The organism is Sporomusa sp. KB1 (assembly GCF_007830295.1).
GTDB lineage: Bacteria > Bacillota > Negativicutes > Sporomusales > Sporomusaceae > Sporomusa.
In genome coordinates this window covers 2,761,650-2,776,982 of record NZ_VLKC01000002.1, presented here as the reverse complement: position 1 = coordinate 2,776,982, position 15,333 = coordinate 2,761,650, and the positions used below count along the sequence as shown (strand labels likewise).

Below are 15,333 nucleotides of genomic sequence, written 5' to 3'. Positions count from 1 at the left end.
CGCTACCTCCTGATTGCCCTAACGCAATAATTCTTGATGCATAGTCGATTCAGTGTTTTCTGATTGGCGTTCGGATTCGCTGCTTTTAGCTTATCGAACAAGAATTTTTGATCGGCTTCCGATAAGTCATCAAGTTCAGCGGAAGTAGCACAGTCATTCGCGCCAAAAAGTTTCAGGCACTCTAGTACTTCGTTTAACGGCGTGCTCGAAGGCAAATCGGGGTCAGATGGCACACCCATCCCGATAGAGCGCAAAAAGGCACGATAATTATCCGTGTTGCGGACTTTGAACAACAGCATGCCACCGGATTTGAGAAAGCCGTACAGATTTTGCAAAAGTCTAATTGGCATGGGATAGGTATTGATTGGTTCGCCGATTACGACAATGTCAAATGTATCGTTGGCATAATGCTGCCGTATGAAGTCAATTCTATCACACTTGACTCCTGCACATACCGTCTGTAAATCGAGAAAATACTTCGCATCCGTTGTGAATGCATGTGACGTAACGTCCGTAATCCCGCGTCGTTTCAGACGATTACGGATCTCCAAGGCAGGGGTTCCGCAACGTATATCAACTGTCAGCGCTTTTATCGATTTGGGAAGCCTAGCAGAATCAAGTGGAGCGAGAAGCGCCATCTCGAAGTTGTTTATATCGTCCCACGGATCGATACCGTGATATTTTTCGCGGTAAACGGCGCGTCCTCTTTCCAGGCTTGCCTGAAACGCACCGGGGTCTTTATCCTCCATATTTCGGAAATCATGATCATGGCAGATCCATGTATCGCGGCAAAGAACAAGTTTGTAACCCATACGCCGTATGCGGACGCACAGGTCATCCTCCGCGAAATCATGGAGGTAGGCGGCATCGTTTATACCTACATTATCTAAAACATCTCGTGAAAAAAAGTTAATTGTACTTATAAGCCGCATACGCTCCTCCCATTTTGCTGGGGCGCTTTTATTGAACTCAGCGGCCATTTTCTGCATATCATCAAAATTAGAAAAACCAAGATCTACTTCCTGCAGATTTGATATATTTGAAGAAACCGGCTCGATAAAACCGATTTTCGGGTCGGATCGGTAGCACTTAAGCAGATTGCTTAACCAATTCCGTGTTACATAAACATCATTGGATATATTAACAAGATATCTGCCTTTGAAAATATTGGCATAATATCTAAAAGGCAAAAATGTTCCGCGGTTCTGTGTCACACGAATAATTTTCTTGTTTTTATATTGTACCGACTGGAAAAACTCTAAAGTCCCATCATTGCTGCCATTATCGACGAGAATGAGTTCGTAATCTACGTCTTGCGTATATTGCAAAATACAGTCGACGCAATATTTAGTCTTGTCCAGACGGTTATACCCCGTCACAACAATGGAGCATGTCGGAACATCCGGCGTGTCATACATAAAATATGCATTTTTACGATTTTCCCACATATTGGCCGACGGTGAACGCGGGATAAGTGTATCCGAATCAATGACAATTGGTTCAATATAGTAGTCGTTCATCACTATGATAATTCCTCCTAAATACCGTCTCATCCGATACGTCGTACAAATCCGACCATGATTTCGCCATAATCACTCCCATTACAATCTTTCACGGTGCTCTCCTTTATCCTGAAGAAGTTAGGAAAGCGCATTCCTCAGACTTCCAAGCATCTCTTTATCCCATCTGCCAAAGCAACTTTTGCCTCCCAGCTGGGAAGTCTTGCACCAACATACGGCTGCATGACTTCCCTGATCCGGTATGGCCGTTCCCCCCATCCGATATTCAGCCGGTTACCGCTAGCCGCCTCATATATGGCCGCGATTTCACGTAAAGAATGCAATTGTTCAGGAGCAATACTATATGACGGCATTTCAAAATCCGGCAGAGTTTCAATATATTGTCCCGCCATCAAAAAAGCATTCACCACATCATCAATGTAGACCAACCCCAACCGCTGTTCGCCGTAAGACATCTTCAGCCATTCCCTACTGGAGCTTACACGCTTAAATAAAGTAAATAATTTAGGCCTTGGATCATTGGGGCCGTAGGTATCCAGCAGCTTTAACGTAATCATTTTTAGCAAACCGGCCCGGACATAATACGCGGCCAATGTTTCGAAAGCCTGCTTGGTTGCCGCATACAGATTAACCGGGTTATATGCCTCCTGCTCATAATGCTGCCAAGCAGTCCCTGCATTTATTAAATGTCGAACCCGCGTTGCCGCCATGGCTTCCAAAAGCTGCAGGCCAAACATCAGGTTGCTGTCCACTAATTCCTCTACATCCCTGCTCTCATGCTCGGCCACAAATTTAGCCGCTAAATGAAATACCGCCTCAGGCCGTGCTAATTGAAAAATTCCTATCATTCCTGCCGTTGTACCATCATGCTGATGAATTACAACAGGAAGACCGCTAATATCAGATTGCTCTACCAGGGAAGTGACACGGGTAATAATGTGGACTTCAACATCATTTTTTATAAATCGTTTTACCAAATTTGAGCCAATATAACCGGTAGCCCCGGTTACAAGCACCCTATTCATATCATTTCAACTCCGCAATTGCAGTACATGCTCGTATTCTCGAATCTGTTCAACAGTAAATAAAAACATATCGCTAGAAAATTCTTCATAATATTTTTTGTACCATTCAACAGTTCTCTTTATTGCCTCACGGCATGAAAAAACCGGATGCCAGCGTAAATAGACCTCGGCCTTGCTAATATCAAGTTTCAGCAAAGTAGCTTCGTGCGGCTGCTTACCAGCTTCTTTTTCTACTCTTCCTGCTCCCCATTCCGCAATTGCCAGCCTGAGAATCTCCTCTACAGGCAAAACATCGGTATCTCTGGGGCCAAAATTCCAGGCGCTGCTGTACTTTTTTGGCTCAGCCAGCAATAACGCTCCCAACAATAGATAACCGGACAATGGTTCCAGCACATGCTGCCAAGGGCGGGTAGCCAATGGATTTCTTATCCGAATAGGCTTGTTGTCTACGACTGCCCGGACAAAATCAGGCAACAATCTATCAACTGCCCAGTCACCGCCGCCAATTACATTTCCGGCCCTGGCGGAAGCCAAGCCTATTCCGCGACTCATAAGAAAACTGTTGCGAAATGCTGACACGACGAGTTCAGCGCAGCCTTTACTGGCACTATAGGGATCATAGCCACCGATAGGGTCTGTTTCACGATAACCGTAAACCCATTCCCGGTTTTCATAGCATTTGTCAGTTGTAATAACAACGATAGACTTAACCGTCCCAGTATTCCTAGCTGCTTCTAATACATTAACAGTGCCCATTACGTTTGTCTCGAAAGTCTCCTTAGGCTGCAGATACGAGTAACGCACCAGCGGTTGAGCAGCTAGGTGAAAAACGATATCCGGCTTATAGGTTTTGAATACTTCCGTCAAGGCAACATCATCGCAAATATCGGCTTCCATACTAATTATATGGTTGTCCAGGCTGCAAGCGCGAAACATAGATGGCTCTGTCGGCGGTTGCAGCGCATACCCGACGACCCTGGCCCCTAGTGTATGCAGCCATACAGATAGCCAAGAGCCTTTGAATCCACTGCAGCCTGTAACTAATACCGTTTGCCCGCAATAGGCTCTTTTAAACAGTTCAAAACTCAACTAAATCCATACCTTCCAGGGAGCCTGGCCGCTCGCCCATAAATTTTCCAAGATAAGCTTATCTCTTTGCGTATCCATGCACCTCCAAAATCCATTATGATTATAGGCCATAATTTGCCCTGCCTCTGCCAGTTCTGTGAGAGGATGGCCTTCAAAGGGAGTCTGATCGCCTTCAATATACTCGAAAATCCCTGGCTCTAAGACAAAAAAGCCACCATTCACCCATGCATCTAACGTCTTGGGCTTCTCAATAAACTCCAGAACGCTAGCATCCTCGTTAAGCCCTAAAACTCCGTATCTGCCGCTGGGCTGGACGGCGGTTACCGTGGCAAGCTTTCCGTGGGATTTATGAAAGGCAACAAGTTCTTCTATATTGATATTAGCAACCCCGTCACCATAAGTAAGCAGAAAAGTCTCGTCGCCAATATATTTTTTTATCCGTTTTATCCGACCGCCAGTCTGGGTATCCAATCCGGTGTTGGCAAGCGTAACTTTCCAGGGCTCCACCTCCGCGCTGGAGTGAGTACATGTGCTATTGCTGGCTAAATCAAAAGTAACATCCGAACCATACAAAAAATAATTGGCAAAATACTCTTTAATCATATGCCCTTTATAGCCTAAACAAATAATGAAATCATTAAAGTGGTAGTGGGAATACAGTTTCATGATATGCCATAATATAGGACGTTCACCGATTTCAATCATCGGTTTGGGCTTCAGATGTGATTCCTCACTAATACGGGTCCCATATCCTCCGGCGAGAATAACCACCTTCACAATTACTCTCCTCCCTTACAAATTAAATTTTTCAAAAGCTCATCAAATAGAAATAATTTCATATCTACATCAGTACCAGTTTATTTTTTAGATATTGATTTTTTTAATTGCTCTACATATGGTTCAAGCCTATCTTCAGGAAATAAACCGTATTTATATAAAGAGCACGAAGCACAGACACCACCTACACTTTCCGTTCCATTAAGCAATTGTCTGCGAAATTCCAAAAATGATTCACTGTTCCAAATTTCCGGTATCATCATATTCCGCTCTCGAAAAACAACAGGATACGCCATAGAACAGCAGGGAACAACCGCGCCATCTGGATTAATCTGCATCATATAAAAAGGTTGCGGACATATGGAGGTTTCAATCAGAGGATTACCGCTTTGCGTGACCGCTAACGCTTTGCCGCCTGATAGATTAGTATAGTCAATGCCTTTTACCGTAGGTGTCAAATGTTCAATAGCAATAGAGTCACACACAGCTTCAAACATTTTGAAAAATTGGAGTTCTTCGTTCTTGTCCGAAAGTGCACAGTCAATGATTTTAATATAGATTTTTGTATTACCGCGGTTTTGATAAAAAAACCGCAATTTATTTATGAATTCATCCATATCTATAGTTACATGGGAAACTACCTTGTATTTTTCTGCCGAAATTCCCTGTACTGAGATTCTCAATTTATCCAACCCTGCCTGAATAAGTTCCAGGGACAACTTATCGGTAAGCAGAGCTCCGTTTGTAACAATCTCTACACTTTCCGCAACATTCTTTGTCTTTGCGAAAGCGACCATGTCAGCAATATGTTTATGTAAAAGAGGTTCACCAATACCGGCAAACCGCAGCATTTTTAATCTGTTTTTAAAATGCTGCATCTCATCAATACATTGCCTATATAGGTCCATATCCATAAAAGGCTTGTCCGCTATGTAGCCATGCTGCTCACGCGGCAAGGAATGCAAACAGTAACCGCATTGAAAATTACAGGCATAAACAGGAAACATCTGCACCAAAAAGGGAGTATCGAGCGGAAGCACAGTCCCTAAAACTGTTCGTTTACCACTGGGGGTAATCCTGGTAATCACTTTATCTGACAATCCTATCCCTCCTGTCGAAGGTGCGAAGTATTAGAATTTGAACCTTTTTACAATAGTATCAGCAGTATCATCCAGAGCATCCTCCGGCTGTGCTACATCATCAGGAGCACAGCATACCCTGCATTTAGGATTATTCTCACGTTGTTTTTCCAGTTGCAGCCTCTGAAACTGTCGCAGCTTAGCGCCATTCCAGATATTATACAGGCTTTCCTGGTGGACATTACCGACAACCACAGGCTTATAAATGGTATCACACGGCTCTACATCGCCGTTAGGAAAGATACCTAACATATAAAAAGGCAACGGACAAACCATCCGTTTAGCGTGAGTACGGCCATAACGGTCAACCACCTGTGCCGTGCTTTGTGAATAATCGACCCCATCATAAACAGGCCGGCACTGTTCAATATACATCCGGTCACTTATATCTGAAAAAAGATGATAAAAGCGTTCTTCTTCTCCCTGTTCTAAAGCAATATCCATAATTTTTACAAATACTTTGCATTGCTTTTTGTTGTGATAGAAGTAACGAATATTATCTATAAATTCATCAAAATCAAGCTTAAAGCCACAAACTTGCTCGTATTTGCGACTTGAAAGGCCTTGGAGGGATATTCTTAATGTATCAAGCCCGACTTCAATTAATGCTTGTGACCGTTCGCGACTTAACAAAGAAGCATTCGATATGATTTCAATTCTTTCTGTCACATTTGCTTTTTTAGCAAGCTCAATCATAAATGGCAGCTCTTTATTGAGAAGCGGTTCACCGTGACCGGTTAAAGACAGCATTTTGTATTTAGTGGAAAATTCTTTCGATTGTTCAATAATACGACTATAAGTCTGCCTAGACATATTTTCCGGCTCAAAATTATATTTTTCTTTCATCTGATCGTAACCAAGTGAATGTCCACAATATTGACATTTAAAATTACAATACGTTGTGGGAAAAACAAATAAGGTAAACGGAGCCGGAAGCGGCACCGCATTGGAAAGTTTTACCCGTTCAAGTCCATATAGCGGTTTTATTTCAGAAACCATCAAATCACTCCCTTATTTATTAGAGCAGGTTGTAAGTCCCTCTTTCATCATTCGAAGTTTTCTTTTTATTTTTTCATCAGGACATTGCTGAAATGACCATTCCAGAAAATCAAAGATGTAATGTCGTCTATCCCCTAGCTCCAATGCCCGTTCGAAATATTTTGCTGCTTCGGAAAAATCTTTTAATCTATAACAACAATAACCGGCATCACAGTAGAGCAAGCTCAACTGCGATGTTTCCAAATTTGCATTGTTAATGTAGTATAAAACCATGTCTAGTGTATAACCAAAAAAACGCTCCTGTAAAAGCAACGTGCTAATTTGGCTAAAGACTTTATTTAAAAAGAACTTTTTCCCTAACTCTAAAAATGTTTCTACTTGTTTCTGGCTGCCCAAATACATGATTTCTCTGAGCAAATCACAAAAAACCGCACAATCTTCATCCATTAGTTGAACATCTTTATCTATTTGGAAATACGCAGTAATAATCTTTCTAAATGCAGGTCGCAACCTAGGCCCCAATAAATCTGCCAAAGCAGGATTCCCATTACTAATTAATGCAGCCACTGCTAACAATTCCATTTCATAACTGCCTTGTACCCGAAAAGAATTCGCAAGTACCGGAAATGCTTTTTCAAAACTGCAGTTTGTTAACAATACTACCCCGTTAATATTTTTATCATCAAATTTAGTCAGTAAAATCTGATGATAGTAATCAAGAACTTTTTTCACCTTTAATTTTGATAAGTTTTCAATTAGAAACCGAATCTCTTTTTCAGCGGCAGTATTATATATTCTATTCAAAAAATAGATAACGTCCGCAGGATCTTGGTTTCTGATTAAAGAAACAAGGCCCTTAAAGGCTGTCTGATTTAATTTATCCCATTGCAATACTTTGATATAATAATCAAGTGCCTTCGCTGGCTGGTTCTTCATTTCATAAATTTGCGCAATAGTCGAGTATGCGTCCTGACTTAATCCATAAAAATCATTATTGCGGTGAAAATCCTTATAGTTAGCGTTGGCTTCAATCGCTTTCAGCAATGATGCCAACGCTTGCTCGCAACATCCAATATTCCAATAATAAATTCCCTGATACAGCCATATTTCAGGATGATGTGGAAACCTCGCCAGAGCTTCCTTACAAGTGGCGAGCACAACATCTTCACTATATGTTTTCATGCGAGTCATGCTGCTTACAAGGTATACATAAGGTTTATAATCCAGTTCGCTTTTGAGCTTGGCCATCTGTTTGATTGCTTTTTGCGCATAATCTATGGCTTTTTCGTATTCTTTATATCGCCAGTAACTATCGCTAAGATAACAGTATGTCATATCGCGAATAACGCCGCTTTTCACTTCTTCTTCCAACAGTTCTGTATTACGCCGCAATTTTTCAAAAATGTTTTTTCTTGTATAACCAGTATGATAGACTACAATCGATTGATCAGTAACACCAATCAGTTTAAGGGGTTTTCCACTCTTATACACCGCTTCATGAATACGCCCCTGGTAACGAATAAGCGGAGAATTTCGAAATATCCGGATCGATGGGTTTGAGCTTCGCAGGGGCCCATCTACGCCTTCCAGATTACGCATTAGACAGCTTATTGCTTCAATCTTTCGATTGCCATGAATTTTATCAATAAAGGGGCGAACATTATTAATGGTTTCTGCTGCAATATATTCATCCGCATCCAAAAAAATAATCCAAGCGCCGCCAGCCTGGGCTAATGCATAATTTCGAGCTGCTGCAAAATCATTATTCCATTGATAGTAAAAAATTTTGGCGCCAAATTCTTCTGCAATGGTTACCGTAGCATCGGTGGAACCTGTATCGACAACAATTATTTCATTCGCAATATTCTTTACGCTCTGCAAACAACGCCTGATATTTTTTTCCTCATCCTTTGTTATTACACATACAGAAATTTTCGCCACTTTTTTCGCTCCCAAATAGAAAAAGCCAAGTACTTTCCCCAATTTTACAATTTTCGCTATCTAGTAATTATATCGATAATGTTCTTGGAATTTTATTAAGTTTTTATTAAGGCTTGAGGAATACTTCAAGACAAGCCTTTCCTGCCATTTTTATTATGCTTGAAGCTGCTTAGCATATCGTGTTTTCAAATTATTAAACTGGTCTTTAAGACTTGTATCACTGCATTGCTGCTGTGACCATTCCAGAAAATCAACAATATATTTTCGTTGATAACCTGATTCCAAAGCTTTTGAAAAATACGCAGCTGCTCCTGCAAAATTTTTCAATCTATAATAACAATAGCCAACATCACAATATAACAGACTTAGCTGTTCTGTCTCCGGCTTTGCCCGCTTTATATAATACAAAGTCATGTCAGCCCCATATCCGAAAAACCGTTGCTGAATAAGAAACGGCCCGATTTGTCTGGCAGTTTCGTCAGAAAAAGCTTGTTTCCCTAAGTCTAGCAGTTTTTCGACTTGCTCCCGACTCCCCAAATAAATCACTTCAGCCACCACATCACAAAAAACCGGAAAATCTTCATCAGTTAACTGAACCTCAGTTTCTGTTTTAAAATAAGCATTAATGATTCTTCTGAAGGCCGGTTGCAATTGCGTTCCTAACAAATCTGCGGCATCAGGACTTTCATTAACAAGCAGTGCGACCACAGCCAATAACTCCATATCATATTCTCCGTGTTTGCGAAATACATCGGCAAAGAACGGAAAAACTTCATCAAACTTGCAACTTGTGAACAACACCAAGCCATTAAGTTTTTTATCCCCAAATTTATCCATTAAGTTTTTATGATAGTAGTCAAGTACTTTCTTCACCTTTAACCGCGTCAAATGCTCTACTAAAAACCGGATATCCTGCTCACTAATCACCGTATATATTGTATTTAAAAAGTAGATGACAGCAGCCGGTTCTTGCTGCCGTATTAATGCAAGAAGTCCGTCAAAAGCTACCTGATTATATTTGTCGCGTTGCAATACGTTCACGTAATACTCAAGCGCCTGAGATGACTGGTTTTTCATTTCATAGATTTGCGCAATATTCAGATACACCTCTGCGCTTAGTGCATAAAAATCATTGTTGCGGTTAAAATCATTGTAACAGGCGTTTGTTTCAACCGCCTTCAATAAAACTGCCAATGCTTTTTCGCATCGTCCGATACTCCGGTAATAAAGCCCTGTAAACATCCAAATCTCCGGATGGTGAGGAAATTTCTCTATCGCCTCCTGGCAGCTTTGAGTTACGACTTCTTCACTATATGTTTTTATACATGTCATGCTGTTTATGAGGAAAACATAAGGTTTATAATCAATTTCGCTATATAGGTTTTCCAGCTGCTTGATTGCTTTTTGGGCATATTCAATTGCTTTTTCGTATTTTCCCTCACGCCAGCAGCCATCACTCAAATAGCAATACGTCATATCACGGATAATACCGTTTTTCACTTCTTCTTCTACTATGGCTGTATTACGCCGTACTTTCTCCAACATTTTTTCTTTGGTATAACCTGTATGATAAATAAGAAGCATCTGGCTTGAAACATTTCCCGGTTTAACAGGTTGTTCGTGTTTAAAAACAGTTTCATGAACACGGCCTTTATAACGAATAACCGGCGAATGACGGAATACCCGGATGCACGGATTGGAGCTTCGCAGCGTCCCGCCAACTCCCTCCAGGTTATTCAACTGGCAGCGTATAGCTTCGATCTTGCGGTTGCCATGCACTTTGTCAATAATCTTGCGGACATTTTTAATGGTTTCGGCGGCAATATACTCATCAGCATCCAAAAAAATAATCCAGTCACCTTTTGCCTGATCCAGCGCATAATTGCGGGCTGCCGAAAAATCATCCCGCCATTGATATGGATAAATCCTTGCACCGAATTGTTGGGCGATAGGTACCGTAGCATCAGTGGAACCCGTATCAACAACGATGATTTCATTAGCACTATCCTTTACGCTTTGCAGACAACGTCCAATGCATTCTTCCTCATTTTTTGTTATTACACATGCGGAAATTTTAGCCACACTATTCTCCCCTACAATGCAAAATCCGGCGTTCTATAGTAATATCGGATTAATTCTTGGAATTTTATTAATTAATAGATATAGTCTGCAGTATTCAAAAAGCACAAAAGCTCTGTTTACCAGAGCCTTTGTGCTTTATATTTTTACTGTTTACTATCTATATTAACCTTGTAACAGAGTCAATACTTGTTGCGGCTGAGAATTAGCTTTAGACAGCATTGCAGTAGCAGCCTGAGTAATAACACTCAGTTTAGTGTATTCAGCCATTACGGAAGCCATATCAGTGTCGCGGATATTGGATTCAGCGGAAGTTAAGTTTTCGCTTTCAGTATCCAGGTTATTGATGTTACTTTCCAAGCTGTTCTGAACAGCGCCAAGGTTGGAACGTTCAGCAGCCACTTTGCTGATGGCGGCATCAATAGTGGTGATAGCGTCAGTAGCTACTTCAGCAGAGCTGAGGTCAATACCCGCATCGGAAGTGCTTCCTGCTACGCCCAGAGCGTTAGCGTCCATATCGCTGATGGACAGCGTCATGGTTTGGTCAGAGTTTGCGCCAACCTGGAAGGTCAGGTTGCTGGAAGAATCAACAGTAACCGTCGCATCTGCCACAGTTATAGCATTCAGATCCGTCAAGGCAGATTCATAATCGGAGAACTCAGTGCCTAAAGTTGTGGAAACTTGGGCTTGATCAAGCAAAGATTGCAGCGCATTGTTAATCGTAGTAGCATTGCCATTGGAAAGCGCATCAGTATAGGCAGTGGCTGCTGCCACATCATCAAGATCTGTAGATACAGCCATAGCGCTGACCAAAGTATCTAAAGAGTCGTCAAGAGCTTCTTTAGCGGTAGTGTAAGTAGTAGAAGTAGCTAAATTAGCTAATTCAGTATCGTTACCGGTAACAGTCAAACCAAATGCAGTCAGAGTATTGCCATCGCCTACGGCAGCAGCCCCATTAATAGTACCGGTCGCATTGGTACCGTATTCAGTAACACTGGTTGCAGTACCGCTGGTCGTTGCCGCAAATATATCAGACAAGGCATCATTATCGGCTTCCAGCGTGATTGCCGATTTACTGCCATAGGTGCTATCTGTTAACTGAACATAATAACCGCTTGACCCGCTAACCAATGTTGCTGTAACACCGGTGGTATCTGTCTCATCATTGATTTTCTCAATAAGACCTTCAACAGTATCGCCTGCTTCAATAGTAATGGTTGTCCCATTAATAGAAATGTCGCCGGCATAAGAACTAAGGCTGGCTGCATTAGCGGAAGCGGCGGTAGTGCCAAGTGCGCTACTTCCGGCGCTTGAACCAGTCGTTGCCTGAGTAGCAACTGAGTGGTAAACTACATCATAAGTTCCGGAAGCGGTATTATTGCCGGCCGTTGTTTCAGAAGACACAATAGCAGCTGCATTTGTGCCGGATATAGACGTCCCTGAACCGCTATTACCGTTAAGAAGCTTAATGGTGTTATATTCGGTGTCATCAGAAATACGGTCAATTTCCTGACGCAGTGTGTCAACTTCGTCCTGGATGGCTTCCCGGTCATCGTCTGTCAAGGTATCGGAAGAAGCCTGGACAGCCAGTTCGCGCATACGTTTTAAAATTTCATTAGTTTCGTCAAGAGCTCCGTCAGCAGTCTGAGCCAGTGAAATGGCGTCCTGGGAGTTGCTGCTCGCTTGATCCAAACCCTGGATCTGTGCGCGCATTTTTTCGGAAATCGCCAGACCGGCGGCATTATCGGCAGCGCTGTTGATAGAATAACCGGATGACAGTTTCTCCAGAGCTGAATTCATGAGGTTAGAGTTTTTGTTTAATTGGTTTGTGGTGTTTAATGCGGACATGTTGGTACTGATTACCATTGCCATAATAAATTCCTCCTTGATTTTCCTGTTTTTAAAATTTAGCTTCCGTGCACCATTTTGTTACTCTTTGCTTAAAATGAACGACTCTCTAATGGAAAGTCTTTCGGAAAATTCCTCCTTCCTATTCATCTACTATGAATTTCGGAAATGAATATTTGATAATTATTTAATAATTTATTAAGTGTTTATTTATTGTCGATTTCTTCATTAAATACTCTATTTATTTGGCTTGACAGATTGGCTTGATACTTTCTTTTACTATCTTGGAATTTAATAGCAAGCATGCTATAATAAGTTATATTTATAGTTAATACTTATTTATGATTAATACACTTATATAGTAAATGATAGTTTACTATATAAGTGTATTAATCATATCGCGGTATAGTGTCAATGAAATTTTTGGGAGGTTTCTTTTTGAATAGGGTAAAAGCTACTGAAATGATATTCGATTTAATTCCTCTTCTCGATAAAAAGTTTGTAAAACCTTTCGAACATCAATTTAAACCAGTTCTTAGTCCAATACAAGCTAATGTACTATCAATTTTGAAAGAAAAAAAAGCCACCATGACCGAACTTTCTAGCGAAATACTCATATTGAAACAACAGATGACACCTATTATTGATAAGCTGGTTTCACAGGGTTTTGTCCAAAGAAAATATGATAATACCGATAGGAGAATCATCAAGATAAATATAACCACGTCCGGGTTAAGCACTATTGAGATCTTCAAAGAAAAAATATTTGCAATGTTAGCGGAAAAAATTGAGCATTTGGATGACCAGGAAGTTCAGCGTTTAATTAATGCTATCAGTGAATTACAAAAAATCGCAGGTAAACTACCTTAATTAATTGCAATGATGCTATCCAATTAATAATAAACAAAAAATATATGGAGGAATCTAACATGCGTATTCAAAACAACGACTGGCTTTCATCAACTCAGTACGGAGCGCAAAGTGTATCAGCTGCAACATCACAGCCGGCAGCAACGGATGCAACCACCCTCGCTACGAATGCCGACAAAGATACTGCCCAAATAAGTCAAGCTGCAACAGGAACGAGCTCCTTGCAAAATTCATCTACTCAAACAAAAATTATTCAGGCTTCCCTTGAATCTCAGCAAAATGTAGCTACTGCACAACAAACTGGTATTTCGGCAGCCTACTCGGTTGAAATCAGCCAGGAAGGTGCTCTTTTGAATTCACTCCATTCTTCAACAGCTTCATCTAATACTGATGCAGCTATCGTAACTTCTTCTCTTGGTGAGGTTGCTGAAACACCCAGTACCGCTGCTCCCAGCGGTGACGCAAATAGTGTAACCGCGAGCAGTGATAGCAGCGATGATGATTCTACGTCTAGTGATGATCTCTCACAATACAGCACATCTCAGTTAAAAGAAATGTTGAGTAACGGTGAAATCACGCAGAGTGAATACTCCGCAGAAATCACCAAACGTGAACAAGAAAAAGCACAAGAAAAACAAGAAACCGAAGCTGCTAGCTCTACTAGCACAGCAATCGATACTGCACAATAGCTTTATAACGGTGAAGAAAAAACCTCCATTGTCAGGAAAAACCACTAAAACAGCAGAACCCGCTAATTACCTAACAAAGTCAGGTAATTAGCGGGTTTTCGTGTTTATAACTTCCATTACCACTGAATGCTTGCCATAAAGGAATATCCCGCATGCTTATTTTTACAAAACTCGCTGCGAAATATCTACAGGTTGATTACTTTGTCTATTATTTAATTGATCTTCAAATATCTCCCCACGGATAATATTTGTAGATTTTGGCGCATCAATTCCCAGTCTTAAGTGGCCGTCATCACTTTTGATGACTTTAACCATAATATCTTTGCCGATCATAACATATTCGCCAGGTTTTCGTCCTACTACCAGCATAATGCGTCACCTCACAATAAAATCCATGATGAGTCAATCCCCTAATAACCTTATGCCTCAATCTTTCTTTCTACGGCTTTGTTTGCAGCATTATTCTTCCCCTGGTCCATGCACACCTGTTTCATCGCTTGAACCCATGCGTCGCGAAAATCCAGCAGGAATTTTTTAGCTTCTTCGAGTTTAAGCTTATCCTTTTTTATATTGCCCTGAACTAAACAATGTAATATATATTCGTCGATTAATATCCATTTCTGAGATATTTCCTGCTTCATGTCAGTTGCCAGCATCAGTTCACGAACAATCTTTTGCGCTCGCATATTGGATGTGTGTGCCTTGTTTATATCTTTTTTTTCAATAGCCTGTATGCTTTCTGTAACAAAACGGATAGCTCCGTTATAAAGCATTAGCGTCAACTCTGCTGGTGATGCTGTCAAGATTTGTTGCCTTTTATAAGCATTAGCCATAGTTGCTGCATTCATAACCAGCCCCCCTGTCTTTCTGATAGTTTCGATTCATGTACCACAATCTGAGGTATTACGTTACAATTAGTTAGCCCTTTTTATTAAAGCGGCAACCTGGCAACATACTCTTATAAGGAGTCACATACTGATTTCTTACCTGGCGATGAACCCTGCTTTTTTTTAATTCAGCAGCAATACAGGCTTTTTCTTCGATAGCCTGCTGCAACACTTGACGGCTGCGCTCCAGTATTTGCCGCTGCTTACCGGCAGCTTCCTGCCGCAACGGTTCTATGTCTGGCACACTTTTCCATGCGAGGGTGCCTGTTAACTCTGCATTAACAGCCGCCAGTGCATCAATTAGGACATTTCGTTCTCTCAGCACCCGCCCGATGCCTGTCATCTTGCGGTCAGGAATAAAACGGCATAGGGTTTCGGTTTTAGCAGCAATTTCTTCAAGAATTTCCAGCTTGCGCTGCAAGCAGCTACGTGCGTCTTCTCCTTGCCCCATACTACCCACCTCCTAAGAA

14 protein-coding genes are annotated in these 15,333 nt (G+C 41.3%); 2 read left to right on the top strand and 12 right to left on the bottom strand.

Going from position 1 to position 15,333, the window contains the following annotated elements; translation table 11 throughout:
- Window positions 1-2: 2 nt before the first annotated feature.
- From SALPA_RS16525 to SALPA_RS16485, 9 genes are all read right to left on the bottom strand, one after another.
- A complete protein-coding gene (locus tag SALPA_RS16525) occupies window positions 3-1,520 on the bottom strand; it encodes a glycosyltransferase (protein WP_255451424.1) in 1,518 nt (505 codons plus the stop codon).
- A 137-nt stretch (window positions 1,521-1,657) separates the two neighbouring features.
- On the bottom strand, window positions 1,658-2,545 hold the full coding sequence (locus SALPA_RS16520; RefSeq protein ID WP_145096358.1) for an NAD(P)-dependent oxidoreductase: 888 nt from the start codon (window positions 2,543-2,545) through the stop codon (window positions 1,658-1,660).
- A gap of 6 nt (window positions 2,546-2,551) precedes the next feature.
- Complete coding sequence (gene rfbG, locus SALPA_RS16515) at window positions 2,552-3,634, bottom strand: CDP-glucose 4,6-dehydratase (protein WP_186451096.1); 1,083 nt, start codon at window positions 3,632-3,634, stop codon at window positions 2,552-2,554.
- Window positions 3,635-4,411, bottom strand: coding sequence for a glucose-1-phosphate cytidylyltransferase (gene rfbF / locus SALPA_RS16510; RefSeq protein ID WP_145096355.1), 777 nt, complete (start codon window positions 4,409-4,411; stop codon window positions 3,635-3,637).
- Window positions 4,412-4,491: 80 nt separating this feature from the next.
- On the bottom strand, window positions 4,492-5,511 hold the full coding sequence (locus SALPA_RS16505; RefSeq protein ID WP_255451237.1) for a radical SAM/SPASM domain-containing protein: 1,020 nt from the start codon (window positions 5,509-5,511) through the stop codon (window positions 4,492-4,494).
- Window positions 5,512-5,541: 30 nt separating this feature from the next.
- Window positions 5,542-6,549 carry a radical SAM/SPASM domain-containing protein gene (locus SALPA_RS16500; RefSeq protein ID WP_145096352.1) on the bottom strand — a complete coding sequence of 336 codons (1,008 nt, stop codon included), beginning with the start codon at window positions 6,547-6,549 and terminating at the stop codon, window positions 5,542-5,544.
- Window positions 6,550-6,561: 12 nt separating this feature from the next.
- On the bottom strand, window positions 6,562-8,490 hold the full coding sequence (locus SALPA_RS16495) for a glycosyltransferase (RefSeq protein WP_145096349.1): 1,929 nt from the start codon (window positions 8,488-8,490) through the stop codon (window positions 6,562-6,564).
- A 153-nt stretch (window positions 8,491-8,643) separates the two neighbouring features.
- Window positions 8,644-10,572: a glycosyltransferase gene (locus tag SALPA_RS16490; RefSeq protein ID WP_145096346.1), complete on the bottom strand. Its 1,929-nt coding sequence runs from the start codon at window positions 10,570-10,572 to the stop codon at window positions 8,644-8,646.
- Window positions 10,573-10,734: 162 nt separating this feature from the next.
- Window positions 10,735-12,441, bottom strand: coding sequence for a flagellin (locus SALPA_RS16485; RefSeq protein WP_145096343.1), 1,707 nt, complete (start codon window positions 12,439-12,441; stop codon window positions 10,735-10,737).
- A 414-nt stretch (window positions 12,442-12,855) separates the two neighbouring features.
- On the opposite strand from SALPA_RS16485, the gene SALPA_RS16480 reads away from it, so the two are divergent.
- Together SALPA_RS16480 and SALPA_RS16475 are read left to right on the top strand one after the other, a co-directional pair.
- Window positions 12,856-13,287, top strand: a complete 432-nt coding sequence (locus SALPA_RS16480) for a MarR family winged helix-turn-helix transcriptional regulator (protein ID WP_255451236.1) — start codon at window positions 12,856-12,858, stop codon at window positions 13,285-13,287.
- A gap of 59 nt (window positions 13,288-13,346) precedes the next feature.
- Window positions 13,347-13,976, top strand: coding sequence for a hypothetical protein (locus tag SALPA_RS16475; protein ID WP_145096340.1), 630 nt, complete (start codon window positions 13,347-13,349; stop codon window positions 13,974-13,976).
- Window positions 13,977-14,138: 162 nt separating this feature from the next.
- On the opposite strand, the gene SALPA_RS16470 is transcribed toward SALPA_RS16475, so the two are convergent.
- The 3 genes from SALPA_RS16470 to SALPA_RS16460 all read right to left on the bottom strand — a co-directional run bounded on the left by SALPA_RS16470 (window position 14,139) and on the right by SALPA_RS16460 (window position 15,314).
- The gene (locus SALPA_RS16470) at window positions 14,139-14,345 is read right to left on the bottom strand and encodes a carbon storage regulator (protein WP_145096336.1); all 207 of its coding nucleotides are present in this window, start codon (window positions 14,343-14,345) and stop codon (window positions 14,139-14,141) included.
- A 50-nt stretch (window positions 14,346-14,395) separates the two neighbouring features.
- The gene (gene fliS, locus SALPA_RS16465; RefSeq protein ID WP_145096334.1) at window positions 14,396-14,824 is read right to left on the bottom strand and encodes a flagellar export chaperone FliS; all 429 of its coding nucleotides are present in this window, start codon (window positions 14,822-14,824) and stop codon (window positions 14,396-14,398) included.
- Window positions 14,825-14,894: 70 nt separating this feature from the next.
- Window positions 14,895-15,314: a hypothetical protein gene (locus SALPA_RS16460; protein ID WP_145096332.1), complete on the bottom strand. Its 420-nt coding sequence runs from the start codon at window positions 15,312-15,314 to the stop codon at window positions 14,895-14,897.
- Between the last annotated feature and the right edge of the window lie 19 nt (window positions 15,315-15,333).